Here is a 22,022-nt window from a genome sequence, read left to right on the forward strand (position 1 = left end):
TTCGGTCATCTGGTCGATGACCGCGTCGGTGACTTTCGAGACCAGCGTCGACGAGACCTCGGCGCCGTACATCTCCTGGAAGGCCTCGACGATCTGGCGCGTCGTCATTCCCTTGGCGTACAGGCACAGGATCTGGTCGTCGAAGGCGGTCAGGCGGGTCTGGTACTTGCCCAGCAGCTTGGGTTCGAAGGTGCCGTTGCGGTCCCGCGGCGTGTCGATCTCGACCTCGCCGTGCTTGCCCTTGAGCTTCTTCGAGGACTTGCCATTGCGGCTGTTGCCGGTGTTGCGGCCCTCCGGGGCGTGCTTCTCGTAGCCCAGGTGGTGCTCCATCTCGGCGCCGAGGGCGGTCTCGACCGCCATCTTCGTCAACCGGTCGGAGAGTTCGCCGAGGTCCTTCTCCGTCTTGACGTCCTTGGCTAGCTCGGAAACCAGCTCCTTCAGCCTTTTTTCATCCACTACTGCGTCCATTGATAAACTCCTGATTTACAGTACGTATCAATGGGCAGTTACACAAATCTCAGGACAGTCCCCGGCATCGAAATAAGGGCAGCTATTCCTGATCGCGCTTCAACACCCTCCGCAAAGCCGTTCTTCTTTCAAGCCTTTTTGTCTTTTCAATCTGTGTTCATCTGTGTTCATCTGTGGACATATTTTTTCTTTTCACTATTTCTGATCGTTCAGCCTCATCCGCGACCCGCAACGGTCTCCCAGCGCGCCGAGATCAGCATCCATTCGTCGTCGTCGAGCCGCCAGCCGGTGGTCAGCTTGTACCAGCCGCCGGTCCGGGGGATCAGGCCCGTTCCGCCCGTCACGACCGCGTGCATGGTCGCGGTCGCCCGATTCTCGCCCTGAAGCTCGACTTCGATATCGGCCAGGCGGGCTCTGAGGCTGTCGTGGGCCATCATTTCCCGCCGCAGCAGGAGACCCGCCGCCCGGCGATCGAGGTTGCGGGTGGCGGCGCTGAAGTCCTCGGCGATCGGCGACATGAATGCGCGCGCCCGGCCTTCGGCCAGATCGGACTGCATGGTCTCGATGCGATCGCGGATCTGCTGCTCGGCCGGCGGGCGTTCGCCGCAGGCGGCCAGCATGGCGATACACAGAATCGGCACCCAGACCGACCGGCATGGGTTCACGTGAGCTGATCCTCGCTCAGGTAGGACTCGAGCAGGCGCGAGGCGACGACGATCAAGTCGTATTCGGTGACCAACCCGACCAGCTTGCCCCCCTCCACCACCGGCAGACTGCTCAGACGATTGTCCCGCATCAGGCGAATGGCCTCCACGGTGGTCGTGTCGGGCGAGACCGTGATGGGGTCCGGGCGCATGATATCGCGAACCGTCACGGCTTCCTCGCCGCGGTTGCCGCGGGCAATCAAGCGCAGGAGCTGACGATGGGAGACCAGCCCGAGCAGCTGACCGGTATCGTCCTCGACCGGAACGTGCCGGACATGGCGCCATTCCATCAGGCTGGCAGCAAAATCGACGATGTCGTCGGGACGCACCGTGAACAGGTCGGTGGCCATGAACTGGCCGACGTTTCGGTAGCTGTCGCGCCAGTCCTGCTGGCTGCAAAGGCTGGCCAGCGCCCAGTCCGAAACCGGCTTGCCGGACTCGGACTGTTCGACCATCGAGGAGACGAGGGCGCGCAGCCGTTCGTGCTCGTTGCCCTGCTCGCGCATGTTTTCCAGCGACTCGAGCTGCCAGCGCGCCCCGGTTCGGCGGTTGTCGACGCGGGCGCGGATGACCCCGAGGTAGCGGTCGATATCGCGCTCGTCGATGCCGGCCTCGAACAGCCCTTCGCGCGCCATCGGCAGCAGCTCGTCGATGATGAGTTCCTGGGCCGTGACCTGTTGGTTGTCAAACCACACTTGCTGCGCCCTGAGGCCCTCGCGCGCCGCGGCCAGGAAATTGCTCTTGGCGTCGCTGAAATTGAGGTGCTCGCGGATGTCGTCGACGGTATGCGACAGGCGCGACATCATGCCGAAGAAGAACGCGGCATTGGCCACTTCGTCGAGCACGGTCGGACCGGAGGGAATGACCCGGTTCTCGATGCGCAGATGCGGCTTGCCGTTGTCGGAAATGCCGTAACAAGCGCGGTTCCAGCGATAGACGGTGCCATTGTGCAGGCACAATGCGCGCAGCCGCGGCACCTCACCGCGGGCGACCATGCCGATGGGGTCCTTTTCGAACTCGGTGGTCAGCACGACCCGGAATCGCGCGATATCTTCCTTGAAGATCTCGATCACCGACTCGTCGATCCAGTGGTCGCCGAAGTGCACCCTCGGCTTGTGACCGCGGGCGGCGTGCGCCTCGGAACGGGCGTCGATGGAATGCTCGAACACGGCGATGCGCGTTTCGTGCCAGAGCCGCTTGCCAAGCAGAATGGGTGAATTGACGCAGCTGGCCAGCAGCGGCCCCGTGACGGCCTGGGCAATATTGTAGAGGTGCGCGAACTCCTCCGCGCCAACCTGGAAATGCACCTGGAAGCTGGTGTTGCAGGCTTCGAGCATCAGGTTGTCGTGATTGAAGCTGAGCTGGTCGATGCCCTTGATGGCGAACTGGAAATTGCTGCCGCGAAGGCGCAAGAGGGCCTCGTTGAGGGCGAAGTAGCGCGCCGTCGGCACCATCGCATCGAGCGACATGTGCTCGCGCGTGAGCGTCGGCAGGATACCCACCAGGGCGACACGGCTGCCGACATCGGCCGCCTTGCGGCGAGCAATTCCGAGCACCTCGTCGGCTTCCTTTTCGAGCTGCCGCAAACAGTCTCCCCCGAGCTCCAGCGGCGAGAGATTGGCCTCCATGTTGAACAGGCCCAGCTCGTGCGTGAAACGCGGATCCTCGATCGTCTCGAGAATCTGCATCGCGGTCAGGGCCGGCCGGGAGGCCTGGTCGACCAGGAACATTTCCTGCTCGGCACCGATGCGCCGGATGCCGGACTCGATCATTCCGGCGTCGAGCATGTCCTCGAGCGCGCGCACCTCGTCGAGCAGCGCCTTCATGAAGGCGCGACGCGTCTGCTCGTCGGCGGTTTGTTCGACGTTTTGTTCGCCCATGGGAACGCTCGCCCCTCGCTGACTTTCCGGGGATCATAAACGCCCCCCGTCAAAGGGGCAAATACAACCCTCCGGCGCTACCCGGGCGCTTGTCTCCGCGCACGTCCTGTGCCAAGCTTTAACGCTACCGAAACAGAACGGATGGAAGGGAGACCCGATGAGCGACAAGCCCTGGCTTGAACAGTATCCGGAAGGGGTGCAGGCCGAGATCGACATGGACGAATTCGATTCCGTCGTCGACGTGATCGATACCAGCTGCAACGAATTCCGAGACAAGGTCGCCTACTCGAATTTCGGTGCCGAATTGACCTTCGGCCAGGTCGACCGCTATAGCGCCGCGTTCGCCGCCCGCCTGCAGGCCATGGGCCTGGAAAAGGGCGACCGCATCGCGATCATGATGCCCAACGTGCTGCAGTACCCGATCGCGGTATTCGGCGCGCTGCGGGCCGGGCTCGTCGTCGTCAACACCAATCCGCTCTATACCGCCCGGGAACTCAAGCACCAGCTCAACGATTCGGGCGCCAAGGCGATCGTCATCATGGACAATTTCGCCAGCGTGCTCGAGGCGGTCATCGACGATGTCGAGATCGAGCACGTGATCCTCACGCGCATGGGCGACATGCTCGGCACCCTGAAGGGCGCATTGACCAATTTCGCGGTGCGCTATGTCAAGAAGATGGTGCCCGCCTACAACCTACCCACGGCGCAATCGTTCAACACCATACTGCGCGAGGGTGCCGAGGAGCGCTTTCTTCCGGTCGAGCTCGGGCACGAGGACATCGCCTTCCTGCAGTACACCGGCGGCACGACCGGCGTATCGAAGGGCGCGGTGCTCACCCACGGCAACATGGTGGCCAACATGCAGCAGGCCTCGGCCTGGCTGGGCGGCCGTCTCAACGTCGGTGAGGAAACCATCATCACCGCCCTGCCCCTTTACCACATCTTCGCCCTGACGGCGAACTGCCTGGTCTTCATCAAGCTCGGCGGGCGCAACGTGCTGATCACCAACCCGCGCGACATGGCGGGCTTCGTGAAGGAACTTTCGAAGGTGAAGTTCACCGCGATCACCGGCGTCAACACGCTGTTCAACGGCCTGCTCAACACCCCCGGGTTCGACGACCTGGACTTTTCCAGCCTGCGCATGACGCTTGGCGGCGGAATGGCCGTTCAGCGCGCGGTGGCCGAACGCTGGAAGAAGGTCACCGGCGTGACCCTGGTCGAGGCCTACGGGCTGACCGAGACGTCGCCGGCGGCCTGCATCAACCCCATGGACCTGGAAGACTACAACGGCGCCATCGGCCTGCCGATCTCCTCGACCGAATGCCGTGTGATCGACACCGAGGGCAATCCCCTGCCGGTAGGCGAAACCGGTGAGCTGTGCGTGCGCGGCCCGCAGGTCATGCGCGGCTACTGGAACCGCCCGGAAGAGACCGCCAAGGTCCTCGGCGACGATGGCTGGTTGAAGACCGGCGACATGGCGAAGATGGACGAGAACGGTTTCTTCTACATCGTCGATCGCAAGAAGGACATGGTCCTGGTCTCGGGCTTCAACGTCTATCCCAACGAGGTCGAGGATGTCGTCGCCACGCACCCGAAGGTGCTGGAGGTCGGCGCCATCGGTGCACCCGACGAAAAATCGGGCGAAGTGGTCAAGGTGGTGGTCGTGCGCAAGGACGACTCGCTGACGGTCAAGGAACTGCGCGAGTTCTGCCGCAAGGAACTGACCGGCTACAAGGTGCCCAAGTACGTCGAGTTCGTCGAGGAACTGCCCAAGACCAACGTCGGCAAGATCCTGCGGCGCGAGCTGCGCGATCTCTACGGCGAGGCGCGCAGTTCACAGGACTGAGGGCTCGCGCCTACTCGAGCAGGTCGGATTCGTCCGGCCGCTCTGACAGCCCGGATACGCCGACGCCGATCAGGCGCACGGCGAACTGCTTGCGCCAGCCGGCCCACCCCTCGATCAGCGACCGCGCCCCCTCGAGTATTCGCTCGGCGTCGCGCGTATACCCGCCCAGGCCCTGGCTGCGCGTAATGGTGGAAAAGCCGCTCGAGCGCAGCTTGATCGTGACCGTGCGCGCGTAGAGGCCGCGCTCGGCCATTCGCCGCGCTACTTTTTCCGCCTGCCCGCGCATGACCGTCGCCAGGCTCTCGATGTCGTGGTGGTCTTCGGAGAACGTCGTTTCCTGGCTGATCGAACGCCGCACGCGCTCGACGCTGACTTCCCGTTCATCGATACCGGCCGCGCGTTCGATCAGCTCCACGGCGTGATCCCCGAACACGCCCGACAGGACGTCGAGATTGGTGCGCCGAAGCTGGCCGACGGTGAACACGCCGATATCGTGCAATCGCTCGGCGGTGCGCGGGCCGATCCCCCACAGGCGCCGGATCGGCAACGGATCGAGAAAGCGCCGGACCCGGTCGGCCGGGATATGCACGAGGCCGTCGGGCTTGTCGTAGTCGGATGCGATCTTGGCGAGCAGCTTGTTGTGCGACATGCCGACCGAGGCCGTCAGGCCGGTTTCGGCGGCAATCCGCTGCTTGAGCCGGCTGCCGATCGCCACCAGCGACTCGCCGTGCACGTGGACGCGATCGGAAACATCGATAAAGGCCTCGTCGAGGCTCAGACCCTCGACGCGGTCGCCGATCTCGTGAAACAACTCGAACACACGGCGCGAGACATCGCGGTAGCGATCGAAGCGCGCTGCGACGAAAACGCCCGCCGGACAAAGCCGTCGCGCCCGCGCCCCCGGCATTGCCGATCGAACGCCGTACTGCCTGGCTTCGTAGCTGGCCGCGGCAACCACGCCGCGCGCGCTGCCGCCGCCGACCATCACCGGCCGGCCGCGCAGTTCGGGATGATCGCGCTGCTCGACGCTGGCGTAGAAAGCATCCATGTCGACGTGCAGGATGGCCCGCCGGGTCACGGGGACTCTTGCGTCAATCAGATGGTGCGCGTCGGCTTGTCGCTGTCGAGCATGCCGGCAAGCAGGGACACGATGGTGCTCTGGGCCTGCTGGCCTTCCGCGCTGTCGGAAAACTGCACGCCGACACCGCTGTTGGCGGTATGGCGTCCACCCGAGGGCGTCAGCCAGGCGACCTTGCCGGGAATCGCGATTCGCTCCTCGCCCATCAGGCCAAGCAGGATCAGCACCTCGTCGCCCAGCTGGAACTGCTTGCGCGTGGGCACGAACAGACCGCCGTTGATCAGGAACGGCATGTAGGCGCCATAGAGCTCCTGCTTGTTCTCGATGTTGTAGGAGAGGATGCCTTTCTGGGCCATATGGTCATTTCCGCGCCGGTTGGGACGCCTCCCATTCTAGCAGCCAACGCCCCAGAAGCAGATCCTGGCGCACCACGCCGCGCACCGCCTCGCGGTGGCCGTCGAGCGCCATCTGCCAGAGGCGGGCAAGGTCGCGACGATCGAGATCCTCGGGCAGGCGCTTGCCGGGGGGCTGCCAGCCGCCGGTGCGGCTGACATGCGCCATGAACACACCCATCCAGCGAGCCAACCACAGCCAGCTTGCCACCGGATCGGCCTGCCAGCGCTCCAGCACATCGGCGTGGGAGCGGGCCTCGACCAGGTCGTCGAGCAGGGCCAGGCCCGCGTCGAGGCCGCCCGACTCGAGCATCTCGCGTGCAGCCAGCGGCGCGCCGGCGCTGAGCTGCAGCGCGGCCTCGCGCCGCCCCGCTTCGGCATCCGGACACGACTCGGCCAACCACCGTGCGCCGACCTCGGCGTCGGGTGCCCGCAGCGGCCACTGCTGGCAGCGCGAGCGAATCGTGGCCGGCAGCCGGGCCGGCTGCTCGCTCAGCAGGATCAGCCAGGCGTCCGAAGGGGGCTCTTCGAGCGTCTTGAGCAACGCATTGGCGGCATTGCGATTCATGGCGTCGGCCTGCGGCACCAGGCCGACGCGATGCGCTCCCATGCTGGAGGTCAGCTGCATGCGCTCGATCAAATCGCGCACCTGGTCGACCCCGATGCCCTGCTTGTCTTCGGGCACTTCCATCACGAACAGATCCGGATGGCTGCCCCCTTCGATCAGGCGACAACTCTGGCAATCGCCGCAGGGTTCGCCGCCGCCGCGCTGTTGGCACAGCAGCAGGCGTGCGAGCCACTGGCCCAGCACGTGCTTGCCGATGCCGCGCGGCCCGTGAATGAGGGGGGCGTGTCCCAGGCGCTGGGTCTCCATGCGCTCGCGCAGCGCGCGGCAGTGCGGTTCGAGCCAGGGCAACATCAGTTCAGCCTCCCGGCCAGTGCGTTCTCGATGGCCCGCCGCACAGCCTCGAGCGGGCGCGTGGCGTCGATCACCACGAACCGTTCGGGCTCGCGCCGGGCCCGGTCCAAGTAAGCCTGGCGGACCCGTTCGAGAAACTCGGGAAGGCTCTGTTCCATGCGATCGGGGCCGCCGTGCCGGTCGCGGATACGCGCCATTCCGACGTCCACGGGCACATCCAGCAGCAGCGTCAGGTCCGGTTCGAGATCGGGATGCACCAGCCCGGCGAGCGTCTCCACGGCGGCCTCACCCAGCTCCCGGCCGGCGCCCTGGTAGGCGCGGCTGGCATCGGTGAAGCGGTCACTCACGACGTCGTCGCCCCGCGCCAGCGCCGGTCGAATCACCTGCGCCAGGTTCTCCTGGCGGGCGGCGAACATCATCAGCAGCTCGCTCATCGGCGTGAGCGGGCCGGTCGCCGGATCGAGGAGCAACTCACGAATGCGTTCGGCCGCGGCCGTGCCACCGGGCTCACGCGTGACGATGGCCTTGCGGCCTCGCGCGGCCAGCCATTCCCGGATGGTTTCCAGCACCGTGGTCTTGCCGGCGCCCTCCCCGCCTTCGAGCGTGATGAACAGGCCCCGGGTCATTGGCGCCCCCGGATGTAGCGGTCGACCGCGGCATTGTGCTCGGCCAGGGTGTCGGAAAACTTGTGGCTGCCGTCTCCGCGCGAGACGAAGTACAGCGCCGTACCGTCGGCCGGTCGCGCTGCGGCTTCAAGCGCGTCGCGGCCCGGCAGCGCGATCGGGGTCGGCGGCAAGCCGTGACGCGTATACGTGTTCCAGGGGTGATCGGTCCTGAGGTGAACGCGCCGCAAGCGCCCATCGAAATCCTCGCCCAGGCCGTAGACGACGGTGGGATCGGTCTGCAGGCGCATGCCCAGGTCGAGCCGCCGCACGAACACACCGGCAATCCGCGCGCGCTCGTCGGGCTGGCCGGTCTCGCGTTCGATCAGGGAAGCGAGCACCAGCAGGTCGTAGGGCTCGTCGATCGGCAGGTCGTCGCGCCGATTCGTCCAGGCCCGCTGCAAGGCGTCTTCCATGGCCGAGTAGGCGCGTTCGAGCAGTGCCAGGTCGCTCGAGCCGCGTTGGAAGAAATAGGTCTCGGGGAGAAAGCGTCCCTCTGCCCGGCAGCCGTCGCAGCCGAGGCGCTGCATCAATTGCTCGTCGGTGAAGTCGGCCGCGACTTTTTGCAGGCGCGTATCGACCGCAAGGCGAGCGCGCATCTCGGCGACCGTCCAGCCCTCGACGATGGTGAAGCGATGCTCGAGAACCCGGCCGGCCGCAACGGCGGCCAGCAGCTGGTCGACGGTCATGCCCGGCTCGATCCGGTATTCGCCCGCCCGAAGCACGGGCGCGTCGAGGCGGCCGATCAGGCGCCAGCGCCAGTCCTGGCGACTCAGCCCCAACCACTCGAGCCGGCGAACCAGGCTCCGGAAATTGCTGCCGCTTTCGAGCCACAGCGTGACCGGCCCATCCTGGGCGAGCGGGCTCGCGCGGAAGTTTTGCAGGTCGCGCAGGGCCCAGGCGGCCACGCCGGCGGCCAGCACGGCGATCAGCAGGATGCCGATGATCAGTCTTCGCATTCGAACAGTTCGTCCCAGAGTCGCTGCCAGCGGCGGCACGATTCGACGATCGTCAACGCTCGATCGTCGAGCACGCGCGCGGGCCGGATACCGGCGACCGAGTTTATCACCATGAGGCCTTCGGCCCGACGCAGCACATCGGCATCGATGGACTGCTCGATCAGCTTCGCCCCCAGTCGACGGCCGAGCGCCCGCAGCCCCACGCCGGCGACACCGGCGGCCGACAGATCGGGCGTAAGCGTTTCGCCGTCGACCAGCAGCACCAGGTTGCCGGTAATCGCCTCGACCACGCGCTCGTCGGCATCCAGAAGCACCGCCTCGTCCACGCCCGAGCGGCGCGCCTGCTCGGCGGCCAGCACCTGCTCGAGGCGGTTGCCGTGCTTGATGCCGGCCAGGGGACCGCCGAGGGCGAGTCGCACCGGGCTGGTGTGCATCACGATCCCGTCGCGGCGGGCGGCCACCAGCCCCGCCGGCCACGGCCGGCGGACCAGGATCCGCCGGGGCGCGGGGTCGGCGGGCGGCTCGTAGGCCCGACCGCCGCTGCCACGCGTGATCGTCACTCGCACGACCGCTTGTCGATGGCCCTCGACCAGCCGGGCGCATTCGGCCGCAAGCAGCTCGGGTTCGGGCGCGGGCATCAGCAGGCGCCGCGCGTCCCGGAGCAGGCGGGCCATGTGCAGGTCCCACAAGGGCGCCCGGCCGCGGACGAATGCGACCGTCTCGAACAGGTGGTCGCCGTAGAGCAGGCCGCGATCGTCGACCGGCACGGAATCCGCGGGCCGACCGTCGACCAGGGCCTCAGCCATGACCGATCGCGGCCAGCAGGCCGCGTGCCTTGTCTTCGGTTTCGCGCAGCTCGGCCGCCGGGTCGGAATCGGCCACGATGCCGGCGCCCGTGCGGAAGACGATGCGGTTGGCGTTGACCACCATCGAGCGGATCAGGATATTGAGGTCCATGCGCCCATCGCGGCCCAGGTAGCCGAGCGCGCCCGTGTAGCAGCCGCGCCCCTGGCGCTCCAGCTCCGCGATGATCTCCATGCAGCGCACCTTGGGGCAGCCGGTAATGGTGCCGCCCGGAAAGACCGCGCGAATGACATCGGCGGCTGTGACGCCATCGCGCAGTTGACCGCGAACGTTGGACACGATGTGGTGAACGTGGGCGTAGGACTCGATCACCATCAGTTCGTCGACCTCGACGCTGCCGACCCGGCAGACGCGGCCGAGGTCGTTGCGCTCGAGATCGATGAGCATGATGTGCTCCGCGCGCTCCTTGGGGTGCGAAACGAGCTCGCTGCTCAGGCGAGAGTCATCGTCCTCGGAGTGCCCGCGCGGTCGCGTACCCGCGATCGGCCGCGTCTGGACGCTGCGACCGTCGACGCTGACCAGCCGCTCGGGCGAGGAGGACACGACCGTTCCGCCGGGCAGGCGCGCCAGGGCGGCGAACGGGGCCGGGTTGCTTTCCGCCAGTGAGCGGTAGAGGGAAGCGGGATCGATATCCTCCTCGCCGACAGCCGCCCAGCCGCGCGAGAGATTCACCTGGAATACGTCGCCGTCGCGAATGTATTCGCGGATCCGCTCGACCCCGGCCATGAAGCGCTCGCCCGCATCCGCCTTCAGTTCCAGATGCGGGGTTTCCTCCTTCTCGGCGATGCCGGCTTCGCCGGCCGCCTGGAGCTCATCCAGCGCGCGCGCCAGTTCCTCCCGGGATTCCGCCACCAGCCAGGTGCGGCGCTCGAGGTGATCCTGCAAAACGGCACAACGACAGCGTCGGGCAAAAGCCACCGGCAGACCGTCGCCGGCGGCAGGAAGCTTCAGCCCGGGTTCGATCTCGCCGGCGAGTTCGTAGCCGAGATAGACGAACCAGCCCCCGCAGAACGGGAACCGGGTATCGATGCCTTCCGTACCGGCCTCGGCCTGCAGCCGGGCGAGCTCGTCGAGGAAGCGCGGCGCGTCGTTTGGGGCGACCGAATCGAGCACCAGCGGCGCCTCGTCGGCGGCGCGCAGGAGCATCGACCAGCGCCCCAGTTTGCCGGCCGAAGCCGAGCTGGCGAGCAGGAAGGGCCAGCGATCAGGGAACTTGCGATGAAGGGTGAGCAGCGACCCGAAGGCGCCCAGCTCACGCGCCGGGCAGCTCATTCAAAGCGTTTCAGCAGCAGCGTACCGTTGGTGCCGCCGAAACCGAAGGAATTGCTCAGGGCCGCGCGTATCGGCTTTTCGCGTGCCTGGTGGGGAACGAGATCGATATCGCGACAGTCCGCGTCGACCTCGTCGAGATTGATCGTCGGCGGAATGACGCCGTCGCGAAGCGCCAGCGCCGTGAAGATGGCTTCAACCCCGCCGGCGGCGCCGAGCAGGTGCCCGGTCATCGACTTGGTCGAGCTCATCATCAGCTTGCCAACGTGGTCGCCGAAGCAGGCTCGCGCGGCCGCGCACTCGGCCCGGTCCCCCAGCTGGGTGGATGTGCCGTGCGCGTTGACGTAGTCGACGTCGGCGGGATCGAGGCCGCCATCCCTGATGGCATTGGCCATGCAGCGAGCCGCACCCTCGCCGCCCTCGGACGGAGAGGTGATGTGGTAAGCGTCGCCGCTCATGCCGTAGCCGGCCAACTCGGCGTAAATATTCGCACCGCGCTTGCGGGCATGCTCGAGCTCTTCAAGCACCACGATGCCCGCGCCGTTGCTGAGCACGAAACCGTCTCGATCCACGTCCCAGGGACGGCTGGCGTTCTCCGGGTCTTCGTTGCGGGTCGACAGCGCCTTGGCCGAAGTGAAACCACCGTAGGCGGTCGGCGTGGTGCCGAACTCGCCACCGCCGGCGACCATCACGTCGGCATCGCCGTAGGCGATCAGCCGCGCCGCGTCGCCGATATTGTGGGTGGCGGTCGTGCAGGCGGTCACGATCGACAGGTTCGGGCCCTTGTAGCCGTACTTGATCGACAGGTTGCCGGCGATCATGTTGATGATCACGCCGGGAATGAAGAATGGCGAGATCCGGCGCGGCCCGCTTTCGAGATAGGTGTTGTAGGTCCGCTCGATGGTGGAAATGCCGCCGATTCCCGAGCCGATGGCCAGCCCGATTCGCTCGGCATCATCCTCGTCGTCACTCAGCCCGGCGTCGGCAATGGCCTGCATCGAGGCAGCCATGCCGTAGTGAATGAAGGGGTCGCACTTGCGCGCTTCCTTCGGCGACAGGTAGTCGCCGATATCGAAGTCGCGTATCTCGCCGGCGATCCTGGCCGGGAAGCGCTCGGCATCGAACGCCTCCAGCGGCCCGATGCCGCTGCGACCGTTGCAGATGGCATCCCAGGCGCTGGCCACGTCGTTGCCGACCGGCGAGATACAGCCCATGCCCGTAATCACGATGCGACGGTCACCACGCATGTGCGTCTCCGTTTTTCATTGACCCTGACTGAGTGAACAGACCTCGTCGACGATTACTTGTCGACGTTGGACTTGATGTAGTCGATCGCCTGCTGGACGCTGGTGATCTTCTCCGCCTCTTCGTCGGGGATCTCGCACTCGAACTCCTCCTCGAGCGCCATGACCAGTTCGACGGTGTCGAGCGAATCGGCGCCCAGGTCATCGACAAAGGAGGCGCTGGGGGTGACTTCTTCTTCCTTGACGCCCAGCTGTTCGATCACGATCTTCTTGACGCGTTCTTCAATGCTGCTCATTGGTGATGTCCTCGTTGATAAGGGTTGCCCAAAGCGGGCACATTGTAGTGAACAAATCCGCTCACTGCCAGTTTCCAGGTACCGAATGACAAGCTCACTTGCCGCGGACCTGCCGATTGGATAAATATACTATTCAGAAAGTTAGCGATAACAGATAAAGCGCTATGTCATGTACATGCCGCCGTTGACATGCAGCGTCTGCCCGGTCACGTAGGCGCTCGCGTCGCTGGCGAGGAAACCGACAGCGGCCGCAACGTCCTCGACCGCCCCCAGGCGATCGAGCGGAATCGTATCGGTCAGGCGCTGGCGCTGCTTGTCGTCGAGTTCGGCGGTCATGTCGGTCTCGATGAAGCCCGGCGCCACCACGTTGGCGGTAATGCCGCGACTGCCAAGCTCGTGCGCGATAGAGCGCGAGAAGCCGGCAAGGCCGGCCTTGGCCGCCGCATAGTTGCTCTGACCCGGGTTGCCGCTGTAACCGACAACCGATGAGATGCCGATGATGCGCCCGAAGCGGGCCTTGAGCATGCCGCGCAGGCAGGCGCGCGTCATGCGCATCACGCCCCGCAGATTGGTATCCAGGACCGCGTCCCAGTCGTCGTCCTTGAGCCGCATCAAGAGCTGGTCGCGCGTGATGGCGGCATTGTTGACCAGGATGGTCACGGCGCCGGCGCGCTCCTTGATGGTGGCGACCGTGTCGTTGATGGCGTCGACATCACCGACGTCCAGAACCAGGCCGCGCTCCTCGCCCAGGCGCTCGGCGATTCGCGCCGCGCCCGATTCGGTGGTGGCGGTTCCGAACACGTCACCACCCATGGCCTTTAGCCAGTCCGCCGTCGCCTGGCCGATGCCGCGACTGGCACCGGTCACCAGCACCACGCGACCGTCGATCCGATTTGCCGTCTCGGGCGTCATTGTTGCGACTCCTTGAAGTTGGCGATCGTTTCCTCGAGGGAATCGGGGTTCTCCAGACCGACCCAGCGCGCCTGGCGCTCGATCCGCCGGCCCAGCCCGCAAAGAACGCGACCGGGGCCGCACTCAGCGAAGTCCATGATACCCGCCTCGCCGATCGCACGCACCGTTTCGGTCCAGCGCACTGGATGGGTCAATTGCCGCACCAGGGCTTCGCGAATGGCGTCGGCATCGTCGTGCTGTGCCACGTCGCAGTTGTGCACCACGGGCACGGCCGGGCGGCCCATCTCGGTATCGGCCAGGATCTCGCGCATGGCCTCGGCGGCGGGCTTCATCAGGGGGCTGTGGGAAGGCACGCTGACCGGCAGCTTGACGGCGCGCCTGGCCCCCGCCTCGCTGCATTTGTGCAGCGCCCGTTCGACCGCCGCCCCGTGCCCGGCGATCACGATCTGGCCCGGCGAATTGTAGTTGGCCGGTCCGACGACCTGGTCTTCGGCGACTTCGCGGCAGATGGCGGCCACCACCTCGTCTTCGAGCCCCAGAATGGCCGCCATTGCACCGACGCCCTCGGGAACGGCCGCCTGCATCTGGCGACCGCGTTCGGCCACCAGCGCCACCGCGGTCTCGAAATCGAGTGCGCCGGCCACGACCAGCGCCGAGTACTCGCCCAGGCTATGCCCGGCCAGGCGGGACGGCGTCGGGCCGTCGAGCGCCTGCCAGACACGCCACACCGCGACCGCCCCGGCCAGTACCGCCGGCTGGGTCAGCTCCGTGCGATTGAGTTCCGCTTCGGGCCCTTCGCGGACCAGTTGCCACAGGTCGGTTCCGAGAATCTCGCCGGCCTGTTCGAAGGTCTGGCGCACCTGCTGGTGCTTTTCGGCCAGCCCGGCCAGCATGCCGACCGACTGCGAGCCCTGCCCCGGAAACAGCAATGCAAAATCCGTCATGCGTTCTCCCCTGGCGTTGGAATGCTTGAAATGAATGCGGGAATCGAAAGGCGGATCAGTAAGCGATCAGCGCCGCGCCCCAGGTAAAGCCGCCGCCGAAGGCTTCGAGCAACAGCTTGTCCCCGCGTTGGATACGGCCGCTCCTGAGCGCCTCGTCCAGCGCCATGGGAACGGAGGCCGCCGAGGTGTTGCCGTGCCGGTCGACGGTGACCACGACCTGGTCCATCGACATCTTGAGCTTGCGGGCGGTGGCCTTGATGATCCGCAGGTTGGCCTGGTGAGGGATCAACCAGTCCAGGTCCTCCTTCTCCAGATCGTTTGACGCCAGCGTTTCGTCGACGATTCGCCCCAGCGTGTTGACCGCCACCTTGAAGACTTCGTTGCCCTTCATCGAGACCGCCACGCCCCCGCGCGGTTCGGCCTTGAACCCCCGCGACACACCGACATCGACCTTGAGCAAGTCGCTGTAGCCGCCGTTGGCGTGGATGTGGGTCGACATGATACCGGGCGTATCGTCGGCGGTCAGAACCGCCGCCCCGGCACCGTCGCCGAACAGCACGCAGGTCGCGCGGTCGTTCCAGTCAAGCATGCGCGTGAGCGTCTCGGCGCCCACCACCAGCACGTTGCGCGCGTTGCCGTTGCGGATGTACTGGTCGGCGACCGACAGCGCGTAAATGAAGCCCGAGCAGGCTGCATTGATATCGAAGGCGCCGCATTCGGCCATGCCCATGCGGTGCTGCAGCAGGCAGGCCGTCGATGGAAAAACCAGGTCGGGTGTCGTGGTGCCCACCAGCAGGAGATCGATGTCACCCGGCTTGAGGCCGGCATCGTCCATGGCCTGTCGGGCCGCCTGCTCGGCCAGGTCGCAGGTTGTCTGACCCTCGGCCGCGACATGCCGCTGCCGAATGCCGGTGCGGTCCTGTATCCACTGATCGCTGGTTTCGACCATCTGCTCGAGGTCCTGGTTGGTCAGGATCTTCTCGGGCAGGTACCGGCCGGTTCCGATGATGCGAGCGTACATTGTGATTATCGTCCCTGCATGTCGGTCAGTAGCTGGCCCAGAGCGCCTCTTCGAGCTCGGGAATCAGGTTCCGGCGCGCCTCCAGCGCGGCCAGTCCGATGGCGGTGGCAAAACCGCGCTCGCAAGCGCCGCCGTGACTCTTGATGACGTTGCCGCGAACGCCCAGCAGCGGGGCACCATTATGCCGGGCCGGATCGAGCTTGTCATACACGCGCATCAGCGGGCGGCGAAACACGGCCCCGCGCCAGCCCTTCATTTCGCCGCGCAGCTGACCGAACAGCAGCCGGGCCATGCCCTCGGCGGACTTCAGCAGCACATTGCCGGCAAACCCGTCGCACACGACCAGGTCGACATCGCCGGCAAACACCCGGTCGGCCTCGACAAAACCCCGAAAGTCCAGCCCCGCTTCGGCCTCGATCAGCCGGGCGGCTTCGCGCACGACGTCGGGGCCCTTGCTGGGCTCGTGACCGATATTGAGCAGACCGATGCGCGGACGCCGATTCTCCAGCACGCCGACCGCGGCGCTGCCGATTCGGGCGAATTCGCACAGGCGCTGCGCATCGACACCGACATTGGCACCCAGGTCGAGCGCCCATACCGTGCGGTCAGCGGTCGGCAACGCCGCCATCAGGGCCGGGCGTTCGATGCCGGGCAGCATGCCCAGCACCTGCCGGGAGAGCGCCATCAGTGCACCCGTGTTGCCGGCGCTGACCACCGCGCCGCTGAGCTGCCCGGCCACGCGCTCGAGCGCGACCTGCATGCTGCTGCCGCGGCCGTGGCGAAGCGCCTGGGCAGGCCCGGCGTCCATCGGCAGCAGCCGCCCGGCCGCCGCCAGCGCGATCCGCTCGCCAGCAACGAGACCAGCCGCGGCCAGCCGCTCACGCAACAGTTCGGGGTCACCGACCAGGTCCACGGCGAGCTGTGGATCGGCATCCAGGGCACGGCGAACTGCTGCCAGCGCCACATCGACGCCGCCGTCGCCGCTCATGGCGTCGACGGCGACCCGGACCCTATCCGGGGCAGTCATGAATCAGCGGGAGCCGTTCAGCCCTGCGTTTCTTCGAGTTCTTCTTCGTCGATCTCGGGGGCCACTTCGACCACCTGCCGGCCGCGGTAGAACCCTTCGGCCGAGACGTGATGGCGGCGATGGATCTCGCCCGTGGTGGACTCTTCCGACACGGTCGGGCCGCTGAGGCTATCGTGCGAACGGCGCATGCCGCGCTTGGACGGGGTTTTACGACTTTTCTGAACAGCCATGGCTCACTAAGCTCCTTGAGTTATCAATCCTTGTCGCGATTCCTGCGCAACTCGTCGGCCAGGTCGGCAAAGGGCCGATGCGTGTCCGACGCCGGGGCCGGATCGCCGACCCTGGACGAGGCCGGATCGATCGCCACCAGCGGCAAGCCCAGCAGGACTTCCTCGCCGATGAGGCGCACCAGCTCGACCTTGTTGTCCGGGCACAGCAGCGGCTCGTAGTCTTCGGGCAAGGACTCGGCTTCCCGGTCATCGGGGACAATGCCCACCGTTGACCGGCTGTCGATCGGATGCTCGAAGACCTTGAGCGTCCGCTGACAATGCAACGGCACTCGACCGCTGACCGAAACCTCGACCCTGACCTGGCGCTGCTCGTCGTGCCCGAACACGATCCGGAAACCGATTTCAGCGTCGCCGGGATCGGCTATCATGCCTTCCAGGCGAGTCAGCCGCGCCAGCGGAACCGTGCCGCTGAATTCTCGTCCGGCCGCTGCCGCCTTTTCCGGGTCGATCCAGTCTGGAAAGTCTCGCGACATAAGCCGTCCATTATACCACCCAAAACGTCTTCACAACACTATTCGCCATGGCCGAATCAAGCGCTACCGAGAAGCTCGTTCTCGCCTCCGGCTCAGCCTATCGGGCCGAACTCCTGACCCGGCTCGGGCTCGAGTTCGAGCGCTACGCCGCGGACGTCGACGAAACGCCCGGTGGGGGCGAGTCCGGCCACGCCCTGGCCATCCGGCTGGCGCAGTCCAAGGCTGCGGCGGGCAGCGCGCGCTTTCCCGGCGCGATCGTGATCGGCTCCGACCAGGTCGCCGAATGCCGCGGGCGACTCATGGGCAAGCCCGGCAACCGCGATCGCGCGATCGAGCAGCTCGCCTTCTGCAGCGGCGCCGAGGTCACCTTCCATACCGCCGTGACCATCCGCCGCGGCCGGACGGCACACACCGCCACCGTTCCGACCGTCACGGCGCTGCGCCGGCTCGACCAGCACCAGATCGAGCGCTACGTCGACGCCGATCGCCCCTTCGACTGTGCCGGGGCAATGAAGAGCGAGGCGCTCGGTATCAGTCTTGCCGAGCGCATCACCAGCGACGATCCCACCGCGCTGATCGGTCTCCCGCTGACCCGCGTTGTCGCCCTTCTTGAACGCTTCGGGATCGCCCTGCCCTGAGCATCCACGCCGACACAAGCCGGGGAGCTTGGTGATAAGCTAACCATACGCACCAGAATGGAGTAGTTCCGGATGGCATCGACTGCCTCGCAAACCAGCGCCGGACGGCACTGGCGACTGGAATCCGACCTCGACGGAATCGCCTGGCTTTACCTCGACCGCGACGACGAAAAGGTCAACAGCCTCGGCTCAAAGGTTCTCGAGGAGCTCGAATCGATCATCGGGCGGCTTGAAGCCGACCATCCCAGGGGGCTGGTGCTGATGTCGGGCAAACCGGGATCGTTCATCGTCGGCGCCGATGTACGCGAGTTCGACGCCACCGATGACGTCGACGAGTTGCGCAGCAACGTGCGCAATGTTCACAAGCTTTTCCAGCGCATCGACGACCTGCCCTTCCCGACCGTGGTCGCCTTCGAAGGCTACTGCCTCGGCGGCGGGCTCGAGCTGGCCCTGTGCTTCGATTACCGCATCGCCCTGGACGCGGATCACACGCGCATCGGCTTCCCTGAAGTGAATCTCGGCATCTATCCGGGCTTCGGCGGCTCCGGGCGCAGCATCCGCGCCATGGGCGGTCTGCAGGCCATGCAGATCATGCTGACCGGCAAGATGCTCCGGGCGCGCGCGGCCAGGGGCCTGGGCCTGATCGACCAGACCGTCGACCAGCACGGCTCATTGCGATGGGCCGCCCGCGGCGCCGTGCTCAAGAAGCGCAGCTCGCGCCGGCCCGGCCTGACCGCCCGCGCGACAACCTGGGGCCCGGTACGCAAGTTCCTGGCCGGCCAGATGCGCAAGCAGACCGCCGCCAAGGCCCGCAAGGCGCACTACCCCGCGCCCTACGCCCTGATCGACGCGTTCGAGGAAGCCGGCGACTCGTGCACGCAGATGATCCGCATCGAGGCCGAGGAAGTACCCAAGCTGCTGGCCGGCGAGACCTCACGCAACCTGCGCCGGGTGTTCCGCCTGATGGAGGCGCTCAAGGCGCAGGGCAAGCGCAGCGAGTTCAAGGCCCGGCGCGTGCACGTCATCGGCGCCGGCGTGATGGGCGGCGACATTGCCGCATGGTGCGCTTCCCGCGGCCTGGAGGTCACCCTGCAGGACCGCGAGATGAAGTACATCGAGCCCGCGCTCAAGCGCGCCGCCAAGCTGTTCAAGCGCAAGCTCAAGACGCCCACGGCCGTGGCCGCGGCCAAGGGGCGGCTGATCGCCGACGTCGAGGGCAAGGGCGTGGCCCAGGCCGACGTGATCATCGAGGCGATCTTCGAGGACCGCGAGGCCAAGCGCGAGCTGTTCGCCAAGGTCAACAAGGACGCGCCGCGCGACGCGATCATCGCCACCAACACCTCGGCCATTCCACTGTCGGAGCTGGCCGACGTGCTGGATGACCCGTCGCGGCTGATCGGCCTGCACTTCTTCAACCCGGTGGCCAAGATGCCGCTGGTGGAAATCGTCCACGACACGAAGCTCACCGACGCCGATCGCGTCAACGACGGCTCGAGCTTCGCCACCCAGATCGGCAAATACGCGCTGCCGGTGACATCCACGCCGGGCTTCCTGGTCAACCGGGTACTCGGTCCCTACATGCGCAATGCCATGAAAATGCACCGCGAGGGCATTCCGAAGGAAGCACTCGACAAGGCAGCCGAGCAGTTCGGTATGCCCATGGGGCCGGTGGAACTGGCCGACACCGTCGGCCTGGACGTCGGCCTGGGCGTGATCAAGACCCTGATGGGCGACGACGCCGGCGAGGACCGCAAGGTACTCGAGCAGATGGTCGAGGCCGGCAAGCTGGGCAAGAAGTCCGGCGAAGGCTTCTACCGCTGGAAGGACGGCAAGCCGCAGCGCGAGGACGACGCCCACAAGGGGCATGATCTCGACGATCTCGCCGAGCAGTTGATGCAACCCTACTTCGACGAATGCCGAGCGTGCCTGGCCGACAAGGTGGTCGAGGATGCCGACCTGCTCGACGCCGGCATGATCTTCGGCACCGGGTTTGCGCCCTTCCGCGGCGGCCCGATGCACTATCTCGAATCCGCCCGAGCCGACAAGGAGGCGTCCTGATGCCCGACAAGAACCTGCGCCGTATCGCCATTGTCGGCGGCAGCCGCATCCCGTTCTGCCGCTCCGGCAGCCTGTATGCCGACCAGACCAACCTGGACATGCTTACCGCCGCCTTCCGCGGCGTCGTCGATCGCTACAACCTGTCGGGCGAGAAGCTCGACCAGGTCATCGCCGGCGCCGTCACGACCCACTCCAAGGACTGGAACCTGGCGCGCGAGGCGGTGCTCTCAACCGATCTGTCGCCGCTGACCCCCGCGGTCACGATGCAACAGGCCTGCGGCACCAGCCTGCAGGCGGCCTTGCTGGCCGGCAGCCAGATCGCATCGGGCGAGATCGAGTGCGCGCTGATCGGCGGCACCGACACCACGTCGGACGTACCGATCGTGTTCAAGCGCCGCTTCGCCCAGCGCCTGATGCAACTCAACAAGGCCAGGTCGTTCGGGCAGCGCCTGAAGGCGTTCAAGGGCTTCAGCTTTTCCGAGCTCGCGCCGCAGCCGCCGCGCAATTCCGAGCCGCGCACCGGCCTGTCGATGGGACAGCACTGCGAGCGCATGGCGCGCGAGTGGAACATCACGCGCAAGGAACAGGACGAACTGGCGCTGGACTCACACCATAAAGCCGCCGAAGCCTGGGAATCGGGCTTCTTCGACGAACTGGTGCGACCGCACAACGGCGTGCTTCGCGACAATATCGTACGGCCCGACTCCAGCATGGAAAAGCTCTCCAGCCTCAAGCCCGCTTTCGATCGTTCGAAGCACGGCACGCTCACGGCGGGCAATTCCACCAGCCTGTCGGACGGCGCGGCCGCGGTCCTGCTGGCCTCGGAAGACTGGGTGCGCGAGCACGACCTGCCGGTCCTGGCCTGGCTGACCCATTCACGCACCGCCGCGGTCGACTACGTCGACGGCGACGAGGGTCTGCTGATGGCGCCCACGGTCGCCGTCGCCGAAATGCTGCAGCGCGCCGACATGAAGCTGCAGGACTTCGATTTCTACGAGATCCACGAGGCCTTCGCCGCACAGGTGCTGTGCACGCTCAAGGCCTGGGAGAGCGAGAACTACTGCACCGAGCGTCTCGGCCTGGACGGCGCGCTGGGCAGCATCGACCGCAGCAAGATGAACGTCCACGGCGGCTCGGTCGCGATCGGACACCCCTTTGCCGCCACCGGCGCGCGCATCGTCTCGACCCTGGCCCACATCCTCGAGAAAGCCGGCTCCGGGCGCGGGCTGATCTCGATCTGCACCGCCGGCGGCATGGGCGTGGCCGCGATTCTCGAACGCGACAACAACGGCTCCGGCCGCACCGGCGCCAGGAAGACGACCCGCAAGCCTTCCACCAAGAAGAAATCCAGCAAGAAGACAAGCAAGAAGGCGAGCAAGAAGGCGAGCAAGAAAGCGGCCCAAAAGAAGACCGCGGGCGAGAACGAGACAACTTCGTCGCCGGCCGGGGATACCGCCGGGGAGCAGACCAGCTGAAAGGTCGAAGCCACCCGCTGGCCACCGCCCTGCTCTTCCAGGGCGGCCTGATTCTCCTGGCGGTCGGCCTGGCCTTCCTCTTCGGACTGCGACCCTGGTCCGAGATCCACCCCTCCTGGGCCGCCCTCGGCCTGTCGGTGGCGGCCACCCTGCCCCTGGCGGCGAGCCTCCTGGCCCTGCCGGCAGAACGCTGGCGATGGGCGGAGGAGCTCACCCGCCTGGTGCGGCGCTTCGTGGCGGTGCTTTTTCGCCGCACCCGCCCGGGTGCCGTCGTGCTGGTTTCGGCCCTGGCCGGGATTGGCGAGGAACTCCTTTTTCGCGGCGTCATCCAGGCCGGCCTGGTCGCCTGGTTGACACCCGCAAGCGGTATCGTCATCGCCTCACTGCTTTTCGGCCTGGCCCACGCCGTGTCCTTCAGCTACCTGCTGCTGGCCACACTGATGGGGCTCTACCTGGGCCTGCTCTACCACTGGACCGGCAACCTGCTGGTTCCGATCCTCGTCCACGCCCTCTACGACTGGGTTGCGATCCGCTACTACCTGCGCCGGGCGTAGATTCGCCATCGACCCGATGGGTTAACATGGACGCTCCACGACAGGGGAA

General features: G+C 66.4%; 23 protein-coding genes. 5 read left to right on the forward strand and 18 right to left on the reverse strand.

Annotated features, from left to right (window positions below):
* The 3 genes from ACDC67_RS11730 to ACDC67_RS11740 all read right to left on the reverse strand — a co-directional run.
* Positions 1-456, reverse strand: a 456-nt coding sequence (locus tag ACDC67_RS11730) for a transposase (RefSeq protein ID WP_376693542.1), incomplete at its 3' end; no start/stop codon positions are given.
* A gap of 227 nt (positions 457-683) precedes the next feature.
* Positions 684-1,133: a hypothetical protein gene (locus ACDC67_RS11735; protein WP_376693353.1), complete on the reverse strand. Its 450-nt coding sequence runs from the start codon at positions 1,131-1,133 to the stop codon at positions 684-686.
* On the reverse strand, positions 1,130-3,052 hold the full coding sequence (locus ACDC67_RS11740; protein ID WP_376693354.1) for a CBS domain-containing protein: 1,923 nt from the start codon (positions 3,050-3,052) through the stop codon (positions 1,130-1,132). Before ACDC67_RS11740 ends, ACDC67_RS11735 begins: the two co-directional genes overlap by 4 nt.
* A gap of 157 nt (positions 3,053-3,209) precedes the next feature.
* Here ACDC67_RS11740 and ACDC67_RS11745 point away from each other — a divergent pair, with 157 nt between their 5' ends.
* A complete protein-coding gene (locus tag ACDC67_RS11745) occupies positions 3,210-4,898 on the forward strand; it encodes an AMP-binding protein (RefSeq protein ID WP_376693355.1) in 1,689 nt (562 codons plus the stop codon).
* A 10-nt stretch (positions 4,899-4,908) separates the two neighbouring features.
* Here the strand turns inward: ACDC67_RS11745 and ACDC67_RS11750 are convergent, their stop codons facing one another.
* The 15 genes from ACDC67_RS11750 to ACDC67_RS11820 form a co-directional block, all read right to left on the reverse strand.
* Positions 4,909-5,976, reverse strand: a complete 1,068-nt coding sequence (locus ACDC67_RS11750) for a DNA polymerase IV (RefSeq protein ID WP_376693356.1) — start codon at positions 5,974-5,976, stop codon at positions 4,909-4,911.
* Between the two features lie 17 nt (positions 5,977-5,993).
* A complete protein-coding gene (locus ACDC67_RS11755) occupies positions 5,994-6,332 on the reverse strand; it encodes a PilZ domain-containing protein (RefSeq protein ID WP_376693357.1) in 339 nt (112 codons plus the stop codon).
* Positions 6,333-6,336: 4 nt separating this feature from the next.
* Positions 6,337-7,287 (reverse strand): DNA polymerase III subunit delta', encoded by a 951-nt coding sequence (holB, locus tag ACDC67_RS11760; RefSeq protein WP_376693359.1) that lies wholly within the window; start codon positions 7,285-7,287, stop codon positions 6,337-6,339.
* Complete coding sequence (gene tmk, locus ACDC67_RS11765; RefSeq protein ID WP_376693361.1) at positions 7,287-7,913, reverse strand: dTMP kinase; 627 nt, start codon at positions 7,911-7,913, stop codon at positions 7,287-7,289. Before tmk ends, holB begins: the two co-directional genes overlap by 1 nt.
* The gene (gene mltG, locus ACDC67_RS11770; RefSeq protein ID WP_376693363.1) at positions 7,910-8,908 is read right to left on the reverse strand and encodes an endolytic transglycosylase MltG; all 999 of its coding nucleotides are present in this window, start codon (positions 8,906-8,908) and stop codon (positions 7,910-7,912) included. The genes tmk and mltG overlap by 4 nt, the downstream gene beginning before the upstream one ends.
* Positions 8,896-9,714, reverse strand: coding sequence for an aminodeoxychorismate lyase (gene pabC, locus ACDC67_RS11775; protein WP_376693366.1), 819 nt, complete (start codon positions 9,712-9,714; stop codon positions 8,896-8,898). The genes mltG and pabC overlap by 13 nt, the downstream gene beginning before the upstream one ends.
* Positions 9,707-11,044, reverse strand: a complete 1,338-nt coding sequence (locus tag ACDC67_RS11780) for an aminodeoxychorismate synthase component I (protein WP_376693368.1) — start codon at positions 11,042-11,044, stop codon at positions 9,707-9,709. Before ACDC67_RS11780 ends, pabC begins: the two co-directional genes overlap by 8 nt.
* Entirely contained in the window at positions 11,041-12,288 is a 1,248-nt protein-coding gene (gene fabF, locus ACDC67_RS11785; protein ID WP_376693370.1) for a beta-ketoacyl-ACP synthase II, read from the reverse strand. The genes ACDC67_RS11780 and fabF overlap by 4 nt, the downstream gene beginning before the upstream one ends.
* A 53-nt stretch (positions 12,289-12,341) precedes the next feature.
* Positions 12,342-12,581 (reverse strand): acyl carrier protein, encoded by a 240-nt coding sequence (gene acpP / locus ACDC67_RS11790; protein WP_376693371.1) that lies wholly within the window; start codon positions 12,579-12,581, stop codon positions 12,342-12,344.
* Between the two features lie 162 nt (positions 12,582-12,743).
* Positions 12,744-13,493, reverse strand: a complete 750-nt coding sequence (gene fabG, locus ACDC67_RS11795; protein ID WP_376693373.1) for a 3-oxoacyl-ACP reductase FabG — start codon at positions 13,491-13,493, stop codon at positions 12,744-12,746.
* Positions 13,490-14,437 carry an ACP S-malonyltransferase gene (fabD, locus tag ACDC67_RS11800; RefSeq protein WP_376693375.1) on the reverse strand — a complete coding sequence of 316 codons (948 nt, stop codon included), beginning with the start codon at positions 14,435-14,437 and terminating at the stop codon, positions 13,490-13,492. The genes fabG and fabD overlap by 4 nt, the downstream gene beginning before the upstream one ends.
* Before the next feature lie 55 nt (positions 14,438-14,492).
* Entirely contained in the window at positions 14,493-15,458 is a 966-nt protein-coding gene (locus ACDC67_RS11805; protein WP_376693377.1) for a beta-ketoacyl-ACP synthase III, read from the reverse strand.
* 25 nt (positions 15,459-15,483) lie between these two features.
* Positions 15,484-16,485 (reverse strand): phosphate acyltransferase PlsX, encoded by a 1,002-nt coding sequence (plsX, locus tag ACDC67_RS11810; RefSeq protein ID WP_376693378.1) that lies wholly within the window; start codon positions 16,483-16,485, stop codon positions 15,484-15,486.
* A 17-nt stretch (positions 16,486-16,502) separates the two neighbouring features.
* Positions 16,503-16,715: a 50S ribosomal protein L32 gene (gene rpmF, locus ACDC67_RS11815; RefSeq protein WP_376693379.1), complete on the reverse strand. Its 213-nt coding sequence runs from the start codon at positions 16,713-16,715 to the stop codon at positions 16,503-16,505.
* 23 nt (positions 16,716-16,738) lie between these two features.
* Positions 16,739-17,248, reverse strand: a complete 510-nt coding sequence (locus tag ACDC67_RS11820) for a YceD family protein (protein ID WP_376693381.1) — start codon at positions 17,246-17,248, stop codon at positions 16,739-16,741.
* A gap of 47 nt (positions 17,249-17,295) precedes the next feature.
* Between ACDC67_RS11820 and ACDC67_RS11825 the strand changes: the two genes are divergently transcribed.
* From ACDC67_RS11825 to ACDC67_RS11840, 4 genes are all read left to right on the forward strand, one after another.
* A complete protein-coding gene (locus ACDC67_RS11825) occupies positions 17,296-17,886 on the forward strand; it encodes a Maf family protein (RefSeq protein WP_376693382.1) in 591 nt (196 codons plus the stop codon).
* A 72-nt stretch (positions 17,887-17,958) separates the two neighbouring features.
* Positions 17,959-19,944, forward strand: coding sequence for a 3-hydroxyacyl-CoA dehydrogenase NAD-binding domain-containing protein (locus ACDC67_RS11830; RefSeq protein ID WP_376693384.1), 1,986 nt, complete (start codon positions 17,959-17,961; stop codon positions 19,942-19,944).
* A complete protein-coding gene (locus ACDC67_RS11835; RefSeq protein WP_376693386.1) occupies positions 19,944-21,419 on the forward strand; it encodes an acetyl-CoA C-acetyltransferase in 1,476 nt (491 codons plus the stop codon). The genes ACDC67_RS11830 and ACDC67_RS11835 overlap by 1 nt, the downstream gene beginning before the upstream one ends.
* A gap of 137 nt (positions 21,420-21,556) precedes the next feature.
* Positions 21,557-21,973: a CPBP family intramembrane glutamic endopeptidase gene (locus ACDC67_RS11840; RefSeq protein ID WP_376693388.1), complete on the forward strand. Its 417-nt coding sequence runs from the start codon at positions 21,557-21,559 to the stop codon at positions 21,971-21,973.
* The last annotated feature ends 49 nt before the right edge of the window (positions 21,974-22,022 follow it).

The sequence above is a fragment of the Wenzhouxiangella indolica genome (genome assembly GCF_042310355.1).
Classification (GTDB): Bacteria; Pseudomonadota; Gammaproteobacteria; order Xanthomonadales; family Wenzhouxiangellaceae; genus Wenzhouxiangella.

Coding starts and splice junctions, on each gene's coding strand:
- mltG (WP_376693363.1), bottom strand. CDS start 8,908: ATGCGAAGACTGATCATCGGCATCCTGCTGATCGCCGTGCTGGCCGCC.
- tmk (WP_376693361.1), bottom strand. CDS start 7,913: ATGACCCGGGGCCTGTTCATCACGCTCGAAGGCGGGGAGGGCGCCGGC.
- pabC (WP_376693366.1), bottom strand. CDS start 9,714: ATGGCTGAGGCCCTGGTCGACGGTCGGCCCGCGGATTCCGTGCCGGTC.
- ACDC67_RS11805 (WP_376693377.1), bottom strand. CDS start 15,458: ATGTACGCTCGCATCATCGGAACCGGCCGGTACCTGCCCGAGAAGATC.
- fabF (WP_376693370.1), bottom strand. CDS start 12,288: ATGCGTGGTGACCGTCGCATCGTGATTACGGGCATGGGCTGTATCTCG.
- plsX (WP_376693378.1), bottom strand. CDS start 16,485: ATGACTGCCCCGGATAGGGTCCGGGTCGCCGTCGACGCCATGAGCGGC.
- ACDC67_RS11740 (WP_376693354.1), bottom strand. CDS start 3,052: ATGGGCGAACAAAACGTCGAACAAACCGCCGACGAGCAGACGCGTCGC.
- ACDC67_RS11825 (WP_376693382.1), top strand. CDS start 17,296: ATGGCCGAATCAAGCGCTACCGAGAAGCTCGTTCTCGCCTCCGGCTCA.
- ACDC67_RS11745 (WP_376693355.1), top strand. CDS start 3,210: ATGAGCGACAAGCCCTGGCTTGAACAGTATCCGGAAGGGGTGCAGGCC.
- ACDC67_RS11835 (WP_376693386.1), top strand. CDS start 19,944: ATGCCCGACAAGAACCTGCGCCGTATCGCCATTGTCGGCGGCAGCCGC.
- acpP (WP_376693371.1), bottom strand. CDS start 12,581: ATGAGCAGCATTGAAGAACGCGTCAAGAAGATCGTGATCGAACAGCTG.
- fabD (WP_376693375.1), bottom strand. CDS start 14,437: ATGACGGATTTTGCATTGCTGTTTCCGGGGCAGGGCTCGCAGTCGGTC.
- ACDC67_RS11755 (WP_376693357.1), bottom strand. CDS start 6,332: ATGGCCCAGAAAGGCATCCTCTCCTACAACATCGAGAACAAGCAGGAG.
- ACDC67_RS11780 (WP_376693368.1), bottom strand. CDS start 11,044: ATGAGCTGCCCGGCGCGTGAGCTGGGCGCCTTCGGGTCGCTGCTCACC.
- rpmF (WP_376693379.1), bottom strand. CDS start 16,715: ATGGCTGTTCAGAAAAGTCGTAAAACCCCGTCCAAGCGCGGCATGCGC.
- holB (WP_376693359.1), bottom strand. CDS start 7,287: ATGTTGCCCTGGCTCGAACCGCACTGCCGCGCGCTGCGCGAGCGCATG.
- ACDC67_RS11820 (WP_376693381.1), bottom strand. CDS start 17,248: ATGTCGCGAGACTTTCCAGACTGGATCGACCCGGAAAAGGCGGCAGCG.
- ACDC67_RS11830 (WP_376693384.1), top strand. CDS start 17,959: ATGGCATCGACTGCCTCGCAAACCAGCGCCGGACGGCACTGGCGACTG.
- fabG (WP_376693373.1), bottom strand. CDS start 13,493: ATGACGCCCGAGACGGCAAATCGGATCGACGGTCGCGTGGTGCTGGTG.